Raw genomic sequence first — 22,841 nt, 5'->3', positions numbered from 1 at the left:
CCCTTTAAAAGGGCCGTTTTTTGTTTTGAATGACTTATTCAGCAACGCTGACGGTTTCGACACTATAGTGTATCGGTAGATGAAATTTTAAGGAGTGGTGATATGCCGCTGACACAACTGGATAGTCGTACAGCATTGATTGTGGTTGATCTGCAAAAAGGCATAGTGGGACTGCCTCTGGCGCATGATGCGGGGGGTGTTGTAAAACAGGCTGCAAGATTGGCAGAGGCGTTTCGGCATCATCAATTACCGGTAGTTCTGGTGAATGTGACAGGCGGCGCCCCCGGACGCACAGAGCAGCCCCGTGCCGGAGGGTCGCCTGCCAGTGACTGGGCAGAGCTGGTACCGGCATTGACGCCGATAGCAAGTGATATCTGTATCACCAAGCGCAACTGGGGAGCGTTCAGCCAGACTGGCCTGGAAGAGACACTCAGCGCCTTGTCGGTAACCCAGGTTGTGGTGGTCGGTATCGCGACCAGTATCGGTGTGGAATCAACCGCTCGTCAGGCGTATGAGCTCGGGCTGAATGTCTCTTTGTGTACCGATGCCATGACAGATGTGAATGTGTATGCCCACCATAACTCGCTGGAACGTATTTTCCCCCGTCTGGGCGAGACAGGAACAAGCGAGGAACTGCTGGCCTTGCTGGATAAACGTTAGCGCATCCAATCAGTTGGGCGCGGGCCAGACAGTCCTATGCTATTTGACCGCTTTAGATGGCGTGGGTGCTCAGTCCTGCAAGGCGATGCCAGTAACCGTTACAGTGGATGGGATCCGTCACAGAATCGCTGGTTCCTGTTAATTCGGCATGTTTGAATGCACTGAGCGTTGTCAGAGAATCCTCTGCCATCGGGCTGATGCGCACGACATCAACCAACCCGGCCATGCTGGCGAGATCTTTGATCAGGTTATAACAGTAGCCGGATTGCGTCTGAATACCATTCAGGGTGAACAGTCGCTGGCCTTCCTGACTGTTTGCAGCCAAGCCTTGCGGGTAATGGATGCAGCAGGTCTGGCAGTCGTCTTTGGCTTTGCCTTCTGCTCTGGCTGTAAAGCAACGGGCGGAATAGGCCAACGGCAGATAGCCATAACTGAACACTTCGGTTTCAAACCGGTGACGAATCCCCATTGCAGCACAATCGTTCAGAATGTTATTCAGCCAGTCCCGTGACAGCTCTACCGGCATGCACCAGCGTGTCATGCCTTGTCTGACAAAAAGCTGTAAGGTTTGCGCGTTATAACAATTGACCGCCGGGCCAACCACAAAGGGGACATTTTGCTGATGGGCGAGATAAATGGCGGAGACATCATTCGCTTCGATACTGAATTCACCATTCGCAATGTATTTCTTCATGACATTGATTTCACTGGGTGCCTCCAGTAAAGCTTGGGTGGAAAGTACCACCTCTTTGCCTGCGGCTGCCAGTTCCCGCGCCAGTGATATCCAGTCGGCGGGCTTCATCAGCCGTCGTTTCGCACATACGGTTTCGCCCAGATACACAATATCGGCGTCACTGCTCCGGGCGGCATGATAGAAAGATTCGACATCCGTTGTAGACCAGAAGTAGAGCAGCGGCCCTAATGAATATTTCATGTTTCTCTCCTGTTATTGCCACTGTCGCTGGTAAGCGCCCAGTGTGGTTTGCGACCCTTCCGACAGGCGACTGAGCGTGTCGTCCCATTGCTGCTGAACCTGATAGGCACCGGGATTGGCCCGGTAACTGTCGATAGCCTGCCGCCAGGTTCGGGTGACTTGCTCTACATAAGCCTGGCTGCGTTGTCTGCCTTCAATTTTGACCGAGGCTACGCCTGTTCTGAACAGCTCAGGAAGCAAACTGAGGGTATTGAGGCTGGTCGGTGCTTCCAGAACATGTCCCCGTTGAGCCAGTCCGTTAACTTGTGTATCAAATCGCCCTTTGCATAAGGTGGGATAGCCGGCTTTTTCACCCTGACTGTAACGATCAATCAAAATACCGTTCAGGCGCGATTCCAGTCCGTCCCCGGTTTCCTGCCATCGGACGAATCTGGCCGGCGAGCAGGCCCCGGCTGTGTTGGGCGACTCACCGGTCAGATAAGAAGATAAATAACACCGGCCTTCAGCCATGATGCACAAACTGCCAAAAGCAAAGACTTCAAGCTCGACCTGGCTATTGCGGGCAAGCTGCTTTACCTGGTGAATGGACAGCACACGGGGCAGGACGACTCGCTTTACGTTGAAGTGAGCACGGTAAAACGCAATGGCTTCTGTATTGGTCGCCGATGCCTGAACCGACAGGTGCAGCTCCAGCTCAGGATAGTGGCGGGCGGCATAATCCAGGATCGCGATATCAGCCACAATCAGGGCATCAACGCCCAGTGCGGCGGCTTTGTCGACAGCCTGCTGCCAGCGGCCGAATCCGTCAGGATGGGCAAAGGTATTGAGGGCAACATGCAGTTTTCGGTTGTGCTGGCGGACATAGTCTGCGGCTTGTTCGAGTCGTCGGCCGTCAAAATTCAGGCCGGTAAAATGACGGGCATTGGTGTCATCTTTAAAGCCGATGTAGACCGCATCGGCGCCATTATCGATGGCTGTCTTGAGTGCGGGCAAATTGCCCGCCGGGCAGAGCAGTTCCATACCCGGGCTCCTTAGGTGTCGAAAGAATGGCTGACATCTTAAAAAGCTGGCGGGAGACGATCTTGATATCACGCAGGTTTTTTCTTGTTTTTAAACGCTATACCCCTTTTGGGGGAACTGCGCTTGTCCGGATTATTGATGTATCGCAGTAAGCGCCGTCTTGATTTCCCGTAAGCTGATGCCATCACAATGATTGAAGAGGGATTCACAGTGCACTTGCAGATCTTGCCGGGCTTACCTGAACTGGCACCGCAGTTGTTGAAATACCATTGCAGGCTGACACCGTTTTTTGTTCATAAAGGACTGATAGAGCAGGCGTTGGCTGTGGTGTTCAAAGAGGCGTTATCCGACGGTGAGCTGGATTTTCTGGCTGACAGGACGGTGACGATCACGATAGTGGATCTGGATTGGGCGTTCACCCTGACACTGAATAGCGAAAGGCTGGTGGTCTTACCCTCGGTGCCTGCACCGAATGCGGTGATGAAAGCCAGCAGCCAGGATTTGTTACGTATAGCCGCCCGTAAGGTGGATCCCGATACGCTTTTCTTCCAGCGCCGATTAATGATGACGGGAGATACTGAGCTCGGTCTGGCGGTAAAAAATCTGCTGGACAGCCTTGAGCCGGACCGTTGGCCTAAGTCGTTACACTGGTTGCTGACCAAAGCGGCGGTACTGTACGGCACTACATAGCTTGTCATACAAATTTCACAGTGGCTGTTTATGCTGCTTGCAGCAAAGGGATGCGGGTATGAGCAGGCATGGATGCAGTAAAACGGCAAACCCGGCTATTCACGGCTCAATGGGTGAGAAAATGTCACTCGCTCATTGATCCGCAATGGCGGGGAAAAGGGGGCTATTGGGGGGCACGCTCAGCAGTGGTGCTGGCTGTGTGCTTGCTGTTGGTCTGGACTCTCAGTCCGGCGGCGCCGGTAGTGACGATTTCAGCATACAATCAGGTGTCTTGCCGCGATATCGGTGCTGCTCAGGGGCAGACGAGTGCTGCCGTCCCGCTGCGCGTGTTCACGCCTGTGCACCAATTATCCCTGCCTATCCTGAAAGCATTGTGCGCCCAGCCTGCGATTATGAGCCATTACAGTGATGTCAGTGTGTTCTGGCAATCGCGCAGTGAGTTCGTTCCGGCACACATTTACAGTCAGTTTTATGATGTGATGTGGGGGCGGGATTACGTACTGAACGGCATGAGCCCAAGTTATCTGGACTATTATCAGCCCCTGCTGACGTTGCCTGGATATGATGTCTACTGGTATGCCACGGCAGCCGGTTTTCAGGGCAATAACCCTGACTTTGAGCATCTTAATGTAGGCCTGCTGGATGATCCCTTTAGTCTGTCCGGCTATCAGTTACCTATGAATCAGCTCAATAGCATGCAAATCGCGGCTGACGACAGGCAGATCCGGTTTTATCCCTCGCGGGACGCTCTGGAGCAGGCACTGTTGAGTGGCGAGGTGGATGTTGTTGCGGATACGAGTTTCAGCGCTCTGTCCCGCTCTCCGGCTGTGCAGTCAACAGTGTTGATTGCCGCTCAGGTTTCCTCCGGGGCTTGGTACGTCAGCTCCCGGGTCTCTTCATCTCAAACGTTACTGGCCATTCAAAAGACCTTATCGTCTTTACGATAAGGCGCAGCTCGGATTGTTCACCATGACATTAACGCGTTACTCCCCCTTATTGTGGCTGTCGCTGCTTTATGCTCTGACCCTACTGGCTGGCTCTTCATTCGGGCGCTATCTAGAGTACCTGAGCGTGATTGCAGAGCGTGTCGAGCCTGTCATGGCAACCGCCTGGCAGGACAGTGCAGACTACCAGCTGGTGCCTGCGCTGGAACAGCTTCTGGGCCAGCGTTTAGCGCGGGAGCTCGACGGCGTGCAGGGAAATCCGCTCTTATCTTTGCTCCAGCAGTGCCACAGTCATCTTTATCATTTTGGCCAACAGGGAGAGCCCGCGTCGGTCGGCCACAGCCACTGGTTGCCATGGTCTATGAGCTGGTGGCATGGCTCACCGGACGCACCGCAAACCTGGTTACAGATAGACTGCAGCATACAGCCGCTGCCCTGGATGAGTTTCAGTCTGTTGCTGACGTTAGTCACAGCGCTGGGCTGGCAGGTGATCGGCAAACCGATCAAAGACGAAGATCAACATCTGATCACGCTGTTTTTGCGGCAAGAGGCTGTATGGCTTCATCAGGACAGGGTGCCAAGGCGGTCGAAAATCAGGGCCGGTGTTCTGTGTTTTCGCGACATGCATCCGGATCTACCGATCAATACCCGCCTGCTCCATATACTGATTGAAACGAACCGAGCGAGGTTTAGCTCCGAGCAGCAATATGTGGTGTCTTTGCTGACGCGAGCCAGTCAGCCTCCTGAGCTGCATTTTGATGTAACCGGCGGCAAAGTGCAGGTGTTCTTTGCCGGCATACCTGTTGCTTTATCGGTCACCCCGGCGCTGTACTTATTATGGTATGCCCTGAAACGTAAAGAACTGAAGGCTGAAGGTTGGGTGAAAAACCCGCCGTCCAATAAACCCGACAGGGATTCAGCACACTCCTTGCTGGCGCTGATGCATGAGTACGGCGGGCATGGCCGGGCCATTCGTGAGCTGGAACAGGCCGGACTGAAAGCCAAATCGCTGGATCAGAATCGCAGCAAAATCAAAGAAGCACTGTCAGCTATGGCTGGTGAGGAGGCGACGGAAGCGTATCTGTTTGAGAGCCGGAAACGGGAGGACATTCCTCAGGCCGAATACCGTTTGAAGATATCTCCAGAAAAAATCACCATTGCCAGGTGATATCTTAATAGACTGAAAAATAAGTGTTTTATTTTTTGGATATCTCTGATTTCGTTGTGGTCCGCCGTGTCACAGAGTCGTCATGGTTTTTCGCAAAAGTAAGCGCACCCTCCTGATGCAGGGAGGAATATGTTGAACTTACTGTAGGAACCATAATGAAATTCGCAAAGGAAAAACTGCTGGCTGCCAGCCTGATCTCCGCTTCTGTCATCAGCTCGCCACTGATGGCAATGAATATTGTGCTGACCAATGATGACAGCTGGAGCACGCAGAATATTCAGCTAATGAAGTCAGCCCTGATAGCGGCCGGGCATAATGTGATTATGTCTGCCCCCTGTACAGGCCAGAGCGGTAAAGGCGGTGCGATGACCTTTCTGAAACCGGTCAGTGTGGATGAAACGAAAGCCTCAGAGCATGAATTCTGTGTCGGCGATACCGACACCAGTGTGGCGTTTGAAGACTATGCCGAAGGCACACCTGTGATGGCTGTGCTCTATGGTATTGATGTGGCTGCGCAAACTGTTTGGGGCAAGGCGCCTGATTTGGTGATTTCCGGCCCGAATGAAGGAAACAATCTGGGCTTCATGAACAACAACTCAGGGACTTTAGGGGCAACTATGATTGCACTGAGCCGCGGGATCCCGGCGATTGCCGTCAGCGCCCATGAGAATACTGCGCATGATGCGGCTCAGTCTGAGTTGGTGGCAAACGCTGTGGTCGATGTGGTCGCGACACTGGAAAGCAGCCGTCCGGCAGGTGCCCCGTTACTGCCTGCTTATACTGGCCTGAATATTAATACCCCGGAAGATATGTCGAATAATCTGGGTTACAAGTTTACCGATGTGGGCTGGAACGGCGGCGGTATTGCGCTTAAATTCAGTGATGACCTTTCCGGTGATGCTGTGCTGATGGGTTATATGGTGCAGAAGCTGATGGCGGGCGGCATGGATCAGGCAACGGCCGAGGCCACCGCACAGGCGGCGATGCAGGGTAAGCAAGGGCTGTCGTTCGCCATGGGAGATGCCGGAGATGCCAACGCCAACTCGGAAGGCAATGCGGTGAAGGCGGGATATATCACTATCAGTACCATAGACGGCAATGTGCAGGCGTCGCGCGCCAAGGTGTCACTGACAGAGCAGCGTTTGCTGGGTCTGAACTAGGAGGCGGCGATGAAAAACTATTCACGTCTACTGTGCCTGATGCTGGGGCTTGTTCTGGCGGGGTGTAATGGTTCAGACAAGGACAAGAGCACAGACAGCGGTAATGACAGCGCGATACACCCCGGTCAGGCTGCACTGACCGGGGTGTATCGCGCTGTGGCTCAAGATGCCGCCGGTAATCCGCTGGAGGTGCAGCTCATCGCAGAAAGCGGACGGCTGCCGTTACTGACCGTGTGGGATGACAGGGATCACCAACGCTCATTTCGGGCCAAAAAGCGTGCTGCCGGACAGGAGCAAGCGACCTATTATTTTGCCGACATACACTATCAATGCCAGGGACAGCAAAACGCCTTTGTGTGCGACACCCCTGAAGGGACAACCCGCCTGGCCGCCGATTCGTCCTCTGCGCAAGATGCTGGTTTTGTCGCCGGTGAGTATCAGGCTGCATGGAACGGCCAGCTTTACACCCTGACGCTGGATGCTCTGGGCAATGCCCGCTTTTCAGGGGGAGAATGTGAATCTGCGGCGCGTTTTTCAGCGTCTGACTCGCTGGCTAATCTGTGGGTGATGACAGTCGACGCCAACAACGCTTGTCATTTGCCTTTATCTCAGGCTTATGGGGCAACCGTGGTCGATAATGACACACTGTTCAGCTTTAACTTTCAGACTGAGGTTACATATTTTCCTCAGGTTTGGGTCAAGGTTGCCGGCTAGAAAAGCTTGCTCCGAACTCAGAACAATCCTCGGCGACAGGGCAGTACAGACTGGCTTGTTGCCGATTTCCGTTCAGTTATGCTTCTTCGTTTGCCTGTTGGCAGCAGCTTGAGTGGCGAGTGACTGTTTCTTTGCGCAGACTTTGCGTATAATTCCGCCATCATATACCCAAGTCATCCCCTATTGCCTGTTACGGCACAGAAGAGCAAACAGAGGCCAGGATGTAACCACAGGTTAATCAGCCATTACCCGGCTAGTTCCGGGCAAGACTCAACTGACATACCGGGCGCCGCGTTTTTACGGATCTCGCCTGGGCTGACTTAATTCGATAACTGGATCTTCACTGAATATGTCTTTTTTAACTGAAGTGGGCAAACGCCGCACCTTTGCCATCATTTCTCACCCGGATGCGGGTAAAACCACCATTACTGAAAAAGTACTGCTGTTCGGAAACGCCCTGCAGCGCGCCGGTACAGTCAAAGGCCGCGGCTCTAACCAGCACGCCAAGTCGGACTGGATGGAAATGGAGAAAGAGCGGGGCATCTCGGTCACTACCTCTGTGATGCAGTTCCCGTACAACGAGTGTCTGGTCAACCTGCTCGATACCCCGGGGCACGAAGATTTCTCGGAAGATACCTACCGTACCCTGACAGCGGTGGACTCCTGCCTGATGGTGATTGATGCGGCGAAAGGTGTTGAGGACCGGACCCGTAAGCTGATGGAAGTGACCCGTCTGCGCGATACGCCTATCGTGACCTTTATGAACAAACTCGACCGTGACATCCGCGATCCGATGGAATTGCTGGATGAAGTGGAAAGCGAGCTGAACATTGCCTGTGCGCCGGTCAGCTGGCCGATTGGTTGTGGTAAAGAGTTCAAGGGTGTCTATCACATTCACCGTGACGAAACCATTCTGTATGCCACCGGTCAGGGCCATACCATTCAGGAAGTCCGGATTGTGAAAGGCCTGGACAACCCTGAACTGGACGCGGCTGTTGGCGAGGATCTGGCCGGTCAGCTGCGTGACGAGCTGGAACTGGTGCTGGGCGCCTCGCATGAATTTGATCGTGAACTGTTCCTCAAAGGTGAGCTGACGCCGGTATTCTTCGGTACGGCACTGGGTAACTTTGGTGTTGACCACATGCTTGACGGCCTGACTGAGTGGGCACCTGCGCCACTGCCGCGTCAGGCCAATGAGCGTGATGTTGAAGCTACGGAAGAGAAGTTCTCCGGCTTCGTCTTCAAGATTCAGGCCAATATGGATCCTAAACACCGCGACCGTATTGCCTTTATGCGCATCGTCTCGGGCACTTATACCCAGGGCATGAAGATGAACCATGTCCGTATCGGCAAGAACATCAGCATTTCGGATGCCGTGACTTTCATGGCCGGTGACCGCTCCCGTGCTGAAACCGCCTATGCCGGCGACATCATTGGTCTGCATAACCACGGTACGATTCAGATTGGCGATACCTTTACACAGGGTGAAAGCTTAAAGTTTGCCGGTATTCCGAACTTTGCGCCTGAGCTGTTCCGCCGTATCCGTCTTAAAGATCCGCTAAAGCAAAAACAATTGCTGAAAGGTCTGGTGCAGCTGTCGGAAGAAGGGGCGGTGCAGGTATTCCGTCCGCTGCTCAACAATGATTTGATCGTGGGCGCAGTCGGTGTGCTGCAGTTTGACGTGGTCGTGGCCCGGTTGAAAGCGGAATACAATGTCGAAGCCATTTACGAGAGCGTCAACGTGGCAACGGCGCGCTGGGTAGAATGTGGCGACGGCAAGAAATTCGAGGAATTCCGTCGCAAGAATGAAGTCAACCTGGCGCTGGATGGCGGTGATAATCTCACTTACATTGCACCGACCATGGTCAACCTCAATCTGGCCAAAGAGCGTTTCCCTGAAGTGGATTTCCGCGCCACCCGCGAGCACTGATCGCAGATTACCAGATGAACGAAAAAGCCCCCTGCATGCAGGGGCTTTTTTGTGATTATGACGCATGGCGATGCGATCAGAAATACACCTTGTTCTGACTCAGAGAGTCACAGTAGGCCCGGTTTGATGTCGGATTGAAGAATGCCTTATCAACCGCGGCATAGCCGAATGCTGACAGCTGGGTATTTGCTTTGCTGCTGTACCTAAGTCCCATCAGATCCAGATACGGCCGATAATCCAGCCCGGTCGCGTAGCTGGCCGAAATCAATAGCCAATCATTGTTATCCATATTCTTCGTGTCCTCGAGCGTATAAGTGCTGAAGCCCAGAGCCGCTTTTTTTGCTTCCCAGCTTGCCTCATCGTTATCGGCCTCGGCGAAGGCTTTGTCCAGTAAGTGCAGCCGGGCAATCAGATGCCAGCCGTTGGCCAGTTTTCCTTTGTCCTGCGCATGCATCATCATCTGGATCACTAACGCGATGCCCTGACTCCAGCTGCTTCCTAACCGAGCAGCCATATAAGCCGCAGGATCTGAGGTCAGCTGGCTTTGTCTGAGATCCGTCAGCATAACGTCAAACGGCAGCGACTGGCACTGAGGGTCATAACCCGGTTCATTGACGGCGGCGAGAGATTTGGGGTAGTACGAATAAAAATTAGTGGTGGCATGACCTTCAAAGCCGTTGAATTTAAAGCGACCACTTTCGACATTGTGGCCAACTTCATGTAAGTCACCGTGACTCAGCACACCAAAGGCCCAGCCTGCATCGTAGGGATTACCCGAACACCCATAGCCGCAGGTTGGCTGGTCGGCATTCATGTGCTGAACCTGATCCCATACGGGAGTATTCAGATTATGCTGGTTTGCAAAGGCTTGCACCTCACTGATCGGGGCGATGTGCTCCCCCTGATATCCTGCCAGTGATCGGAGAGCACTGTGGTGATAGGTGGTGATGAAGTCCGCCATTTCACCGGGGGTATCCCAGCGGCTGTTGTCGGACAGTGTGGTCTGCATCCGGCTGTTTCGTGAATGGATCTCAAAATGTTCTGCTGCCACCTCCGCCCAGTCAAATGCATTGGTGTTCACGGCTGCGATAAAGGCGGCGTCGTTGTTCCCCGGCTGCCAGTATGGGTGCAGGCCAACCTGACGAAAAGTAAAGGTCATTGCCGTACCCAGATCGGAAAAACCAATCTGGATCGGGCCGCCATAGGGAGAGGTGATCGTCAGGGTTTGACCAGCCTTAATCGCCAGATGGTGAGACTGGAGGTATTTCGGGCGCTGGTAACCATCGTTGACGGCCATCGGTTTGGTGGAAGCCGGACGCTGAGTATTGATAAAGACACTGGCGGCCACGGCATCTTGGTGATCGGTGCGGGTCACGGTAAATGTCTGGCCAGGCAGCGCATACACACCGGCGGCACGCCATGGTTGGCGGCTGCTCAGCGTGACGGTTTTCTCGGTCGGGGTGACATGGCTGAAGTCAGTCCGGCTGAAGTTGCCTAAATCAGGTTGGGCCGGATTGAAGCGCCGTGAGTTGTATACCAGATGATCGGCAAAATAACTCTTGAGAAAGGTCAGCGTAGAAGTGGTGCTTTTTGACATGGGAAACTGTACCCCTTCACGGTATTTATCCGCCAGAAGGATCAGGTGCTTTTCCAATGTAAATTGCCCCGGGAGGGCAAAGATATCTGTTGCTGTTGCATCAAGGGCAGCGACACTACGGCGCAGTGACTCGGCCGGGGCCAGAAACTCGCGGCTAAAGGCTGGAAGGTTGCTGCAACTTTGATTGTCATCTTCGCAATCTGCCACGGAAAAGCTGAAGCTGTCATGCTGAAGGTGCGTCGTCAGCGCTTTTATACCAGTCAGATGCCCCGTCTCTGCGCGCATCTCGGCAGCTGATGTCCAGCGGGCGCGGTCTTGTGAAAAATAATTACCAGCACCGCCGACAGCCTCGGTTCGGACCCCAAAGTAGCTCAGAACCAGGTTCGTCAGCGGTGTGGCATTCCAGCTGTTCGTGTGGACGTACAACAGGGACTGCTTTCGGGCGGCAACACTATTGAGGGCGGCCTGAACGGCTGAATCGCTGAACGTGCCGCTGGATCCGGTAACGACCAGCTGCGCTGCAGATAAACATTCGGCCAGCTGTGCTTCATCCGTGCAGAGTCTGAAATCGGCCTTCGGGTAGCGGCCGGCCAGCCAGTTTTTTGACTGCTGATACTGACTGGCGCTGATGAGCATAAAAGCCACGTTGAGCGTCTCATTTTCTGTCTGCGAAGCGGGAGCAAGCAGCCAATCTGTGATGCTTTTCATGGCGGAGGCGAAAGCCGTGTTCCCGCCCGCATCAAGATCCCGCAGTATGTTACTGCCGAAGGCAACGCTGCGACGGGCATGCTGATCGCTCATGGTGGCCAGAGTGTTTCCCTGATTGCCATTGATCAGCGCTTTTGCGCTGGTCAATGACTGAAAACTGAAAAGGCGGGAGTTTCGGCTAGGATCATAGTCAATTGCCTGATTGGCAAAAATGCGATCGTGTGTGGTGCTGAGTGCGGCCTGTTCTGCGTCGATAAGATCGGCAATCCGTTGTTCAAGCACAGTGCTACTGGCAGGTAACAGTCTCGGATCACCGTGTTTCACTGCGTTGGCGATGGGATCATCGGGCTGTGTAATCGCCGGAGGAAAACCTGAATCTGGCTGCGGAACGGACGGATTACCGGAAGACGGTGAGGGCGTGTTCTCTCCACCACAGGCTGTCAGTGAGAGTAAACAGAGCAACGTGTATTTGTTCATGAGGGTCTGCGGTCGCTGAATCTTACGCGCTTAGTATCATAAATAGCCACAGCATGCTGAAATGTGGGAAAAACTTGGGCTGGAAAACGGGTTTTTGAAAAAATGTTGTTGCGGCTTAAAGTATCGCCAGCGGGACATGCTGCTGTGAATGCCTGTCTGTTGCTGACAGACATTGCCTGACATAATGATGGCGAGATTCACCAGATAGGAAGGGAGAGGATTGACATGTTAAGACTGATCCGCCGTTGGCTGGCGCAATACGATGCCTGGTGCGAACGTATGGGCTTTGTCCCGGAAAACCGCCGTTGCTGCGCACCGGTCCGCTATGATGAAGACGATGCCCGCCATCCGGTGCAGCGTGCTGCCAGAATGAAAGCCTGCAAAACGGCCGCAGAGGATGACTCGCGTGCAGTTGATCGATAGCCACTGCCATTTTGATTTTCCGCCGTTTGCCGGTGATCCAGAGCCCTATCTGGCACTGGCCGGGCAGGCTGGTGTCAGCCATATAGTGATCCCATCGGTCGGGGCGCGTAACTGGCAGCCCATTCAGTCTCTCTGTTCCCGGTCGGCTTCCCCGTCACAGCCAGCGCTCTTCTATGCGCTGGGCATGCACCCGTATTTTGCCTCCGAGCATGATGCCGGCACACTGGCCCAGCTGGGGACGATGCTGGAAAAAGTCAGTCAGGAGGCGGGCAACCGCTGTGTGGCTGTCGGGGAATGCGGGCTGGACTTTGCGATTGCCGCCGCAGACAGACAGCAGCAGATGGGCTGGCTGATCAGGCAACTGGAATTTGCCAATCAATTTAACCTGCCGGTGATACTTCACTGCCGGAAAGCCTTTCCTGAACTGATGCAATGCCTGAAATCCTGCCCGCCAATTCGGGGAGGGGTTTATCATGCATTCAGCGGCAGTTTGCAGCAAGCGTCTCAACTTCTTGATCTAGGTATCAAAATTGGTGTAGGTGGTACGATCACCTATCGCAGAGCGAACAAAACTCGAACTACAATGAGTCAGTTACCTCTTGATGCGATGTTACTGGAAACCGATGCGCCAGATATGCCGTTGGCCGGTTATCAGGGAGAGCCGAATCAGCCGGACAGAGTGGCGTTAGTACTAGCGGCTCTGGCTGAGCTGAGATCAGAATCATTGGCGGTACTTGCTGCTGCTACTAGCAAAAATGCAGAAGTTTTGTTTGAACTGCCTTCTCAAATTTGATGAATCTGACATTTCTCTGTCTTTTCTTTATGCATCAGGTGGTGCCTTGGTGTGAGCTAAATCACACTTGATGTTCAACTTTCACTCGGTTTCCAATCAAAGTGTGATGTGTGCATTACATGCTGTAAGTTGCCATGCGTATAATGCGCCCGACTCTTGAGAGAGCCGAATTGTCGAGACGCCAAAATTTAACTATAGGGATGCCATAAACTATGAGCGTGTTTATGAGCCTGGTTGGGATGGTTGTGCTGCTGCTTGTGGCTGTGCTGCTGTCTGATAACCGTAAAGCTATTAACTTACGTACTGTGGGTGGCGCGTTTGCCATTCAATTCTTCTTCGGCGCATTTGTTCTTTATGTGCCGGTAGGCCGCGATGTGCTGTATGGTGCATCGCAGTTCGTAGCCAATGTGATCGGATATGGTGATCAGGGGATTTCCTTCCTGTTCGGCGGTCTGGTCTCAGGCAAGATGTTTGAAGTCTTCGGTGGCGGCGGCTTCGTTTTCGCCCTGAAAGTACTGCCGGTTATCGTGTTCTTCTCAGCACTGATTAGCGTACTGTACTACCTGGGTATCATGCAGTTTGTGATTAACATTCTGGGTGGCGCACTGCAAAAAGCGTTGGGAACGTCCCGTGCCGAATCCATGTCTGCAACAGCGAACATTTTCGTGGGTCAAACTGAAGCACCGCTGGTTGTGCGTCCGTTTGTACCTAAGATGACTCAGTCTGAGCTGTTTGCGGTGATGTGTGGTGGCCTGGCGTCTGTTGCCGGTGGTGTACTGGCCGGTTATGCCTCTATGGGTGTACCGCTGGAATACCTGATCGCAGCTTCTTTCATGGCAGCACCAGGTGGCCTGTTGTTTGCGAAAATCATCAAACCTGAAACAGAAACGCCAGTGGATCAATTGGGCGGTGATAAAGATGATGATAGTCACGATGACAAGCCTGCTAACGTGATTGACGCAGCGGCTGCGGGTGCCTCTTCCGGTATGCAACTGGCGCTGAACGTCGGTGCGATGCTGCTGGCATTCATCGGTCTGATTGCCCTGATCAATGGTATTCTGGGTGGTGTCGGTGGCTGGTTCGGTATGCCTGAACTGACGCTGGAACTGATCCTGGGTTATGTATTCCAGCCGCTGGCCTTCCTGATTGGTGTGCCTTGGAATGAAGCACAGATTGCCGGTTCCTTCATCGGTCAGAAAATAGTCGTGAACGAGTTCGTGGCTTACCTGAACTTCACGCCGTACCTGAAAGATGTGGCTGATGGTGGTCTGCTGGTTGCTGAAACGGGTGTAGCGATGTCTGAGAAGACCAAAGCGATCATTTCTTTCGCCCTGTGTGGTTTCGCCAACCTGTCTTCTATCGCTATCCTGCTGGGTGGTCTGGGCGGTCTGGCACCAAGCCGTCGTCACGACATTGCCCGCTTCGGTATGAAAGCCGTTGCCGCAGGTACGCTGTCTAACCTGATGTCTGCAACTATTGCAGGTCTGTTCCTGTCACTGTAATTCAGTCAGAAACCGTCAGATTGAAAACGCCACAGCTTAGCTGTGGCGTTTTTTTTGCCTCGCATTTTCTTTGCCGCTGACACTGGCGGTAGTCAACAGAATCAGTAACTATCTGAATCATTTCCGGTAAAAGCCGCTAAAAAGCGCCAATTGTCACTTCCTTCGCTCGGGCTGTACGCGCATGCTAAAGGGGTCAGCAGACACTTGGTTTTCTGCAGTCTACACTCTGTGAGTATTTCCAGGCCGGATTGCTTCGCTTTCCCGGTCTGGTAACAACAACTGGAGTGATAGCATGCATGAAGTGATAGTGGCTTTACTGGCAGGTGTGATAGTCGGGCTGATGTTTTCTGCACTCAAACTGCCGATTCCGGCTCCCCCTGTATTATCGGGGGTGATGGGCATTGTCGGCGTGTATGTCGGCGGGCAGCTGTATCAATGGCTGATTGAACGTTTCTTCTCCTGATCAAGGGAGCAGAATGCATCCGGACAGAGAGATGACGATAGCCGTGTGCTGGGTCAACACATTATCCACTCAGGGAAACGTCTATTGTATGGTTTGCCTCTGAGCTCCTTGGTAAAATGGCTGCGTGCAATCGCAGGTTGATGATATCTGCGTGAAAATATCCTGATGATTTTGTGATTCGGGATGTAAAAATGAATGGCTGGCAAGGTGATAGCCACCTTGCGCGGTGAAAAGGACGTCGTTCGGGCACGCTGTAAAGCGCCTGAGTCTTCATGGAATCAAGTCCGCTTCTGTTTCTCTGAGGCTACAATCTTCGGAGTGCCATTTTCTGAATGGACAAAGAGAACAGAACACTTGGTAGAACATAATCGACTGGAGAAAGTCATGAGCGATTTAAAAACGGCTGCACTGCGTGCGTTAAAACTGATGGATCTGACCACACTGAACGATGACGATACCGATGCGAAAGTGATCGAACTGTGTAAGAACGCGAAAACCCCTGTCGGTAATACTGCCGCGATTTGTATTTATCCACGTTTTATTCCGGTTGCCAAGAAGCAGCTGCGCGAGCAGGGCACGCCGGAAGTCCGTATTGCTACTGTGACCAACTTCCCGCACGGCAATGATGATATTGAAATTGCCGTTGCTGAAACCAAAGCGGCCGTTGCTTACGGCGCAGATGAAGTGGATGTGGTGTTCCCGTACCGTGCTCTGATTGCCGGTAACGAAGAGGTGGGCTTTGAGCTGGTTAAACAGTGTAAAGCCGCTTGTGGCGATATTCTGCTGAAAGTGATTATTGAAACCGGTGAGCTGAAAGATCCGGCTCTGATCCGCAAAGCGTCTGAAATCTCCATTCAGGCGGGTGCTGATTTTATCAAGACCTCGACGGGTAAAGTGCCTGTGAATGCCACCCCGGAATCAGCTGAGATTATGCTGACCGTGATCAAAGACATGGGTGTGCAGGACAAAGTAGGCTTTAAACCAGCGGGTGGTGTGCGCACTGCAGAAGATGCAGCGCAGTATCTGGCCATGGCTGATCGTATTCTGGGCGCTGACTGGGCTGATAACATGCACTACCGTTTTGGTGCATCCAGCCTGCTGGCGAACCTGCTCAACACCTTGGGTGAAGGCGAAAAAGCAGCTGAAGGCGGTTACTGATTCCGCTGGTATCGGTTGACCGATTCTGACCCTGATCTGTGGCAGCCGGCTTGATGGACTGCCACAGGAAACTGCCAAATAAAGGGAAAGACAGCGGCTGTCGGCATGTCAGGCACTGTGTGCTTTGCCGGACGTTATTGTCTTTCCCCAGCCATGTCGAGGCATCCTATGTATTTACCTCAGGAAATTATCCGCAAGAAGCGCGATAACATCGCACTCACTCCAGACGAAATTAACTTCTTTATTCAGGGCATCGCCAAAGACACTGTGTCTGAAGGCCAGATCGCAGCTTTCGCGATGGCGGTGTACTTCAACGACATGACCATGAATGAGCGGGTCGCGCTGACCTGTGCCATGCGCGATTCCGGTATGGTGCTGAGCTGGGATCATATGAATTTCGGTGGCCCGATTGTCGACAAACACTCCACCGGTGGTGTGGGAGATGTGACCTCGCTGATGCTCGGCCCTATGGTCGCCGCCTGCGGCGGGTTTGTACCTATGATTTCCGGTCGTGGTCTGGGCCATACCGGTGGCACACTGGATAAACTGGAATCCATTCCGGGTTATAACATCATGCCGTCGAACGAGGTGTTCGGCCAGGTCACTAAGAATGCGGGTGTGGCCATTATCGGCCAAACCGGTGATCTTGCTCCTGCAGACAAGCGTTTATATGCCACCCGCGATATTACCGCGACGGTCGATAACATCTCGCTGATCACCGCGTCGATTCTGTCGAAGAAACTGGCCGCCGGGCTGGAGTCGTTAGTGATGGACGTCAAAGTGGGGTCAGGTGCTTTCATGCCAACCTATGAAGCTTCTGAAGCGCTGGCGAAATCCATTGTGGCCGTGGCCAACGGGGCCGGCACCAAAACCACCGCCTTGCTGACTGACATGAACCAGGTACTGGCCTCCAGTGCCGGTAACGCAGTAGAAGTGCGCGAAGCCGTTCAGTTCCTGACCGGCGAATACCGCAATCCGCGCTTGTTTGAAGTCACCATGGCGCTGTGCGCCGACATGCTCCTCAACGCCGGTCTGGCCAAAGAGGAAAGCGAAGCCCGTGCTAAGTTGCAGGCGGTGCTGGATAACGGAACAGCGGCAGAGCGGTTCGGCAAAATGGTTCACGGCCTGGGTGGCCCGGCGGATTTTGTTGAAAATTATAATAACTATCTGGCAAATGCAGAGATCATCAAACCTGTGTTTGCGGAAACCAGCGGTTTTGCCGGGGCGATGGATACCCGCGCACTGGGCATGGCCGTGGTGAGTATGGGCGGTGGCCGGAAAGTGGCCTCTGACAGCATTGATTATGCGGTAGGCCTGACGGACATGATCCGTCTGGGGCAGACGCTGGATAATCAGACGCCGCTGGCCGTTATCCATGCTCGCACTGAAGCACAATGGCAGGAAGCGGCGCAGGCTGTTCGTCAGGCTGTCACAGTTACAGAGCAGGCACCTGCGGCGACCCCTGAGGTGTATCGCCGCATCCGTGCTGAAGATGTCTAAATTGGAGCAATGATGAAAAGAGCAATTATCCTGGTACTCGATTCTTTTGGCTTGGGTGCCACTGAAGATGCAGTCAAATTTGGCGATGTGGGTTCGAACACCATGGGCCATATTGCCAAAGCCTGTGCCGAAGGCCGCGCTGACAATGCCGATCGCAGCGGCCAGCTGAACCTGCCAAACCTGACCCGGCTGGGGTTGGGTAAAGCAGCGGAAGAGTCCTGCGGTGAATTCCCGCAAGGGCTGGATCCTGTGGCTGAGATCACGGGCGCCTACGGTCACGCTGCTGAGATTTCATCCGGTAAAGACACCCCGTCGGGCCACTGGGAAATCGCCGGTGTGCCGGTATTGTTCGACTGGGGATACTTCAGCGACACCAGCAACAGTTTCCCGCAGGAACTGCTGGATCGCATTGTCGAGCGCGCACAACTGCCGGGTTACCTGGGTAATTGCCACGCTTCCGGCACCCAGGTGCTGGACGATCTGGGCGAGGAACACATGAAAACCGGCAAGCCGATTTTCTACACCTCAGCCGATTCCGTGTTCCAGATTGCCTGTCACGAAGAGACCTATGGTCTCGATAACCTGATGACGCTGTGCGAGATCGTTCGCGAAGAGCTGGAAGACTACAATATCGGCCGTGTGATTGCCCGTCCGTTTATCGGTCCGGCCAAAGGTCAGTTCGAACGTACAGGTAACCGCCGTGACTTGTCACTTGAGCCGCCGTCGGCCACTGTGCTGCAAAAACTGGTGGAAGAGAAGCAGGGCGAGGTCGTGTCTGTCGGTAAAATTGCCGATATTTACGCCCACTGCGGTATCACCCAGAAAGTGAAAGCGACCGGTCTGGAAGCCCTGTTTGATGCCACACTGGCGCAAATGGATAAAGCCGGTGACAACACCATAGTGTTCACTAACTTTGTCGATTTCGACTCCGCCTACGGCCACCGCCGCGATGTGGCCGGTTATGCCGCCGCGCTGGAATATTTTGACCGTCGCCTGCCTGAGCTGTTGTCGCAGCTGAAAGAAGACGATGTGCTGATCATTACGGCTGATCACGGTTGTGATCCTACCTGGCCGGGCACCGACCATACCCGTGAGCACATTCCTGTGCTGGTAAGTGGTCCTAAGATCCCGGCAGGCTCACTGGGTCGTCGTGACACCTTTGCCGATATCGGCCAGAGCCTGGCGAGCTACTTCGGCACTTCACCAATGGATTACGGCAAATCTTTTCTGTAACCGCACAACAGTGTGGTGAGGTTTGGCGCTGAAAGCGCCACTGCCTCGTCCATAATGGATGAGGCAATTCAATAAATTTAAGGAGCGAACAGATGGCTACTCCACATATTAACGCTGAAATGGGTGATTTTGCCGACGTTGTGCTGATGCCGGGCGACCCATTGCGCGCCAAGTTCATTGCAGACACTTTCCTGGAAGAGGTGAAGGAAGTCTGTAATGTGCGCAATATGTACGGTTTTACGGGCACGTACAAAGGTCGCAAGATCTCTGTTATGGGTCACGGTATGGGCATTCCTTCCTGTTCTATCTATGCCACTGAGCTGGTCAAATACTTCGGCGTGAAGAAAATCATCCGGGTCGGCAGCTGCGGTGCGGTGCGTGATGACGTCAACCTGCGCGATGTGGTGATCGGCATGGGCGCTTCCACCGACTCGAAAGTGAACCGCATCCGTTTCGGTGGTCACGATTTTGCGGCCATTGCTGATTTTGGCATGGTGCAAAACGCGGTGGATGCCGCTAAAGCCAAAGGGATCGAGGTGAAAGTCGGTAACCTGTTCTCTGCCGATCTGTTCTATAACCCGGATTTCGACTTCTTCAAGACCATGGACAAGTACGGCATTCTGGGCGTGGAAATGGAAGCGGCCGGGATTTACGGTGTGGCGGCGGAATTCGGCGCTAAAGCCCTGACCATCTGCACTGTGTCTGACCACATTCTGCGTGGCGAAGCGACGACGTCTGATGAGCGTCAGACCACGTTTTTAGAGATGATGGAAATCGCCCTGGAATCTGTCCTGCTGGGTGATAAAGACGCCTGAGTTTGAGTCTACGCTTGTGGAGACAGGCGGACGCGCAAAAGAGGTTTTGGCCTCTGACTCAAAGCAAAAGACGACCGTATGGTCGTCTTTTTTTGTTTCAAGCTTTTCTGAGCATACCGTCTGAAATCGCTTTTCCCTCACAAAAGAGAATCTCTAATCCTTGGCATTGGCCGTCAGCAGAAACGGAAAATGCCACACGTCTTTTCGGCGTCCGAAGGTATAAGCCAGAATAAAACCTATAAACAGCGCGACCAGTAACATTCCGCGTACAGTGTTGGTCATACTGTCAATCTGATCGGCCGCGTGCTGGACCAGTTTGCCGTGTTCCAGTGTCAGGCGGATAAAGCCGACCACCTGACCCTCATCGGTCATCACCGGCTGAACCAGCTGCTGGCGGCCGATGCTGGCGGTAGAGAGTGGGGTGGTCAGGCCGGATACCTGCTCAAGCGGCATCGCATCTTCGGTTTGTGCCAGTGGAACCCCTTCGAGATCATAAATACTGGCATCGAGTATCAGGGGTTCATCAGAAATACGGTTGACCAGATCCTGCAGTTTGTCCTGCTGTTTGTCGAGAATATCGCCAACTGCCGTACTGGCCGCCTGACGGGCGATAATGCGAGACAGCGACTGGGTCTGCTCACTCAGCATGTTGAAGTTATTCTGATTCAGCCGGGCGCCGTACTCCAGCATGGTAATCAGGCCGGCAAAGCTAACGGCCAATACCACAAACTGCCAGATACGCTGCATGCGTACAGTTTTGAACTTAAACATAGTCGTGACTTCTTCGATAAGGCTAACTGAGCAATATTGGGACTTGCCCTGACAAATTGCAATAGGGTACTTTGAAGGGAGTTGAATACGCCTATACAGGGATGTGATATACAGTGCTAACCATCAAAAAACATACATCGCTTCATACCCGCTTTCCAGACTGTGTTGCCAGCAGTAATCTGGATGTTAAACATGTTACTTCAGTGATTTACAGTCAATCTCTGACCATAGATCGTATCGAGCGCCTGGAAACCCAGACAGGGGAAAGCCTGTCGCTGGTGGCCGCCTGGAAGGTAGGCGATTACGATGTACTGCTGCTGACCAATCCTCTATCCGATACCCTGATCAGTGCGCTGGACGCCAATAAGATTGACTACGCCCATTATAAAGACTTGCCGGATTTATCCGAACCGGGCTTGGTGGTGTTTGATATGGACTCTACGGCGATTCAAATTGAATGCATTGATGAAATTGCCAAACTGGCCGGTGTCGGTGAGCAGGTGGCGGAAGTGACTGAACGGGCCATGCAGGGCGAGCTGGATTTTGAACAGAGCCTGCGCCAGCGCGTCGGCACCCTCAAAGGGGCCAGTGCTGAGATTCTGCAGCAGGTTCGCAGCCAGCTTCCTTTGATGCCGGAAATGCGCGAGCTGGTGGCCGAGTTACATAAATACGGCTGGAAAACCGCGATTGCCTCCGGCGGTTTTACCTATTTCTCCGACTATCTTAAAGAGGAGCTGAACCTGGCTCACGCGCAGTCCAACCGGTTGGAAATTGTCGACGGTAAACTGACAGGTCAGGTACTCGGTAGCGTGGTCGATGCACAAACAAAAGCCGATATCTTGCGCGAACTGGCAGAAGAGTACGACATCGCCAGGCACAATACAGTGGCGGTCGGTGACGGCGCCAATGACCTGGTGATGATGGCCGCGGCCGGTCTGGGGATTGCTTATCACGCTAAACCCAAAGTGGTCGCCGCAGCACCCGCCGCCGTCCGCTACGCCGATCTTGGCGGCGTGCTGTGTATCCTTTCCGCTTCCCTGTGGCCGCAGAAAATCAGCTGGTAAGTATTTTTGCGTCATCTCCAAAATAAAAAGCGAAACTGGTTGGTTTCGCTTTTTTTCGGTGAGGAGCTAGGTGTGATTTGATGTATCCAATAAGAAGCCTGGCTCGGATGTTTGGGGCCCTCGGAAGAGGACAACAGTGTTCACCCTGCCTGCAACGAGTTATGCCGCTTTTAGGGGGATCATTTGTCGTTGTTCTGATTGTGAAGTTATACGAGACGACTTGATGCCATTAAGTTGAATATTAGGCATTATGTATTAGGTCACATTTCAGGTAGGAGCTATGAAACGGATTAATATTGTGGGCACCAGTGGAAGCGGAAAATCCACTGTTGGTCGTATGTTGGCTACCAAGCTGGGTTTCCCATACATTGAAATGGACGCTATGTTCTGGAAACCGAATTGGCAGGAATCCACCGATGAAGAGTTCTTTCTTAAACTTGAACATGCACTTTCTCAGGAAACATGGGTGCTAGATGGCAACTATAATCGAACCGCACCGATAAAATGGGCATATGTCGATACCGTGATATGGGTTGACTACTCATTAGCCCGAACGCTTTATCAAGCTGTAAAACGAGCATTTATCCGGTCTGTGTCCAAACAAGAATTGTGGAACAAAGCAGGGAATGTCGAAACATTTAGCAAGTCATTTTTCAGTAAGGACTCCGTTATATTGTGGACACTGAAAACATACAAAAATAATCGCGTTCGCTACACGGAAATGTTCAATGATCCGAAGTACAGCCATATTAAATTAGTGCGCGTCACAAGCCCCAAAATGGCTAAGCTGTACGTAAATGGGTTATGCAAGTAACAAGTAATTATGGCGTCGGTAGCCCAAAATCACGCTGATTTTTCATTCTATAAGGCCCATGATTTTGGCTACTCGCTATTTTGGACATTATTCCGTTCCGGCAAGGTGCGACGTACAGAGATATGATCCACCAAGCATGACTATCTACTTATAATGTCTGTGCGCTTTAACATTAACAGGGGCATTACAGTTGTCCGCAGCCCCAGTGCCGACAACCGACCCGGACAACTTCAGAGAACCGAAAAGGCTTTTCTGGACACTCTTTGAGCAGACAAAGAGTGTCTGGCGTGCATCAAACAATGC

The 22,841-nt window shown here is 53.0% G+C and carries 21 protein-coding genes; 17 read left to right on the top strand and 4 right to left on the bottom strand.

The annotated features are described in order from the left end of the window. Positions 1-102 precede the first annotated feature (102 nt). Positions 103-660, top strand: a complete 558-nt coding sequence (locus D6M16_RS09695) for an isochorismatase family protein (protein ID WP_120511604.1) — start codon at positions 103-105, stop codon at positions 658-660. Positions 661-712: 52 nt separating this feature from the next. On the opposite strand, the gene D6M16_RS09690 is transcribed toward D6M16_RS09695, so the two are convergent. Both D6M16_RS09690 and ubiU read right to left on the bottom strand, forming a co-directional pair. Next, positions 713-1,594 carry a U32 family peptidase gene (locus D6M16_RS09690; RefSeq protein WP_120511603.1) on the bottom strand — a complete coding sequence of 294 codons (882 nt, stop codon included), beginning with the start codon at positions 1,592-1,594 and terminating at the stop codon, positions 713-715. A gap of 12 nt (positions 1,595-1,606) precedes the next feature. Then, complete coding sequence (gene ubiU, locus D6M16_RS09685) at positions 1,607-2,614, bottom strand: ubiquinone anaerobic biosynthesis protein UbiU (RefSeq protein WP_120511602.1); 1,008 nt, start codon at positions 2,612-2,614, stop codon at positions 1,607-1,609. Positions 2,615-2,824: 210 nt separating this feature from the next. Between ubiU and ubiT the strand changes: the two genes are divergently transcribed. From ubiT to prfC, 6 genes are all read left to right on the top strand, one after another. After that, positions 2,825-3,304, top strand: a complete 480-nt coding sequence (gene ubiT / locus D6M16_RS09680) for a ubiquinone anaerobic biosynthesis accessory factor UbiT (protein WP_162940965.1) — start codon at positions 2,825-2,827, stop codon at positions 3,302-3,304. Between the two features lie 68 nt (positions 3,305-3,372). Beyond that, positions 3,373-4,251 carry a type 2 periplasmic-binding domain-containing protein gene (locus tag D6M16_RS09675; RefSeq protein WP_120511600.1) on the top strand — a complete coding sequence of 293 codons (879 nt, stop codon included), beginning with the start codon at positions 3,373-3,375 and terminating at the stop codon, positions 4,249-4,251. Between the two features lie 22 nt (positions 4,252-4,273). After that, positions 4,274-5,416 carry a hypothetical protein gene (locus tag D6M16_RS09670; protein WP_120511599.1) on the top strand — a complete coding sequence of 381 codons (1,143 nt, stop codon included), beginning with the start codon at positions 4,274-4,276 and terminating at the stop codon, positions 5,414-5,416. 155 nt (positions 5,417-5,571) lie between these two features. Continuing rightward, entirely contained in the window at positions 5,572-6,576 is a 1,005-nt protein-coding gene (locus tag D6M16_RS09665) for a 5'/3'-nucleotidase SurE (protein WP_120511598.1), read from the top strand. A 9-nt stretch (positions 6,577-6,585) separates the two neighbouring features. Beyond that, positions 6,586-7,290, top strand: coding sequence for a hypothetical protein (locus D6M16_RS09660; protein WP_120511597.1), 705 nt, complete (start codon positions 6,586-6,588; stop codon positions 7,288-7,290). Between the two features lie 349 nt (positions 7,291-7,639). Next, positions 7,640-9,220, top strand: a complete 1,581-nt coding sequence (gene prfC, locus D6M16_RS09655) for a peptide chain release factor 3 (RefSeq protein ID WP_120511596.1) — start codon at positions 7,640-7,642, stop codon at positions 9,218-9,220. Between the two features lie 76 nt (positions 9,221-9,296). Here the strand turns inward: prfC and D6M16_RS09650 are convergent, their stop codons facing one another. Next, positions 9,297-12,002, bottom strand: coding sequence for an ImpA family metalloprotease (locus D6M16_RS09650; protein ID WP_120511595.1), 2,706 nt, complete (start codon positions 12,000-12,002; stop codon positions 9,297-9,299). Between the two features lie 225 nt (positions 12,003-12,227). On the opposite strand from D6M16_RS09650, the gene D6M16_RS09645 reads away from it, so the two are divergent. From D6M16_RS09645 to deoD, 8 genes are all read left to right on the top strand, one after another. After that, positions 12,228-12,425, top strand: a complete 198-nt coding sequence (locus tag D6M16_RS09645) for a hypothetical protein (RefSeq protein WP_120511594.1) — start codon at positions 12,228-12,230, stop codon at positions 12,423-12,425. After that, positions 12,409-13,218, top strand: coding sequence for a TatD family hydrolase (locus D6M16_RS09640; protein ID WP_338048214.1), 810 nt, complete (start codon positions 12,409-12,411; stop codon positions 13,216-13,218). Before D6M16_RS09645 ends, D6M16_RS09640 begins: the two co-directional genes overlap by 17 nt. Positions 13,219-13,430: 212 nt before the next feature. Continuing rightward, complete coding sequence (locus tag D6M16_RS09635) at positions 13,431-14,720, top strand: NupC/NupG family nucleoside CNT transporter (protein WP_120511593.1); 1,290 nt, start codon at positions 13,431-13,433, stop codon at positions 14,718-14,720. Between the two features lie 292 nt (positions 14,721-15,012). Then, a complete protein-coding gene (locus D6M16_RS09630; RefSeq protein ID WP_120511592.1) occupies positions 15,013-15,183 on the top strand; it encodes a XapX domain-containing protein in 171 nt (56 codons plus the stop codon). A 384-nt stretch (positions 15,184-15,567) separates the two neighbouring features. After that, positions 15,568-16,341 (top strand): deoxyribose-phosphate aldolase, encoded by a 774-nt coding sequence (deoC, locus tag D6M16_RS09625; RefSeq protein ID WP_120511591.1) that lies wholly within the window; start codon positions 15,568-15,570, stop codon positions 16,339-16,341. A gap of 168 nt (positions 16,342-16,509) precedes the next feature. Next, on the top strand, positions 16,510-17,841 hold the full coding sequence (gene deoA / locus D6M16_RS09620; protein ID WP_120511590.1) for a thymidine phosphorylase: 1,332 nt from the start codon (positions 16,510-16,512) through the stop codon (positions 17,839-17,841). A 12-nt stretch (positions 17,842-17,853) separates the two neighbouring features. Beyond that, positions 17,854-19,074 (top strand): phosphopentomutase, encoded by a 1,221-nt coding sequence (gene deoB / locus D6M16_RS09615; protein ID WP_120511589.1) that lies wholly within the window; start codon positions 17,854-17,856, stop codon positions 19,072-19,074. Positions 19,075-19,166: 92 nt separating this feature from the next. After that, positions 19,167-19,889, top strand: a complete 723-nt coding sequence (deoD, locus tag D6M16_RS09610; protein WP_120511588.1) for a purine-nucleoside phosphorylase — start codon at positions 19,167-19,169, stop codon at positions 19,887-19,889. 153 nt (positions 19,890-20,042) lie between these two features. On the opposite strand, the gene D6M16_RS09605 is transcribed toward deoD, so the two are convergent. Beyond that, positions 20,043-20,660: a YtjB family periplasmic protein gene (locus D6M16_RS09605; protein WP_120511587.1), complete on the bottom strand. Its 618-nt coding sequence runs from the start codon at positions 20,658-20,660 to the stop codon at positions 20,043-20,045. 113 nt (positions 20,661-20,773) lie between these two features. Between D6M16_RS09605 and serB the strand changes: the two genes are divergently transcribed. Both serB and D6M16_RS09595 read left to right on the top strand, forming a co-directional pair. Further along, on the top strand, positions 20,774-21,724 hold the full coding sequence (gene serB / locus D6M16_RS09600) for a phosphoserine phosphatase (RefSeq protein WP_120511586.1): 951 nt from the start codon (positions 20,774-20,776) through the stop codon (positions 21,722-21,724). A gap of 280 nt (positions 21,725-22,004) precedes the next feature. Further along, complete coding sequence (locus tag D6M16_RS09595; RefSeq protein ID WP_120511585.1) at positions 22,005-22,538, top strand: shikimate kinase; 534 nt, start codon at positions 22,005-22,007, stop codon at positions 22,536-22,538. The last annotated feature ends 303 nt before the right edge of the window (positions 22,539-22,841 follow it).

The organism is Photobacterium salinisoli, assembly GCF_003614885.1.
GTDB lineage: Bacteria > Pseudomonadota > Gammaproteobacteria > Enterobacterales > Vibrionaceae > Photobacterium > Photobacterium salinisoli.
Note: the sequence above shows the minus strand (reverse complement) of the source record. Positions and strands in the feature narration are given on the sequence as shown.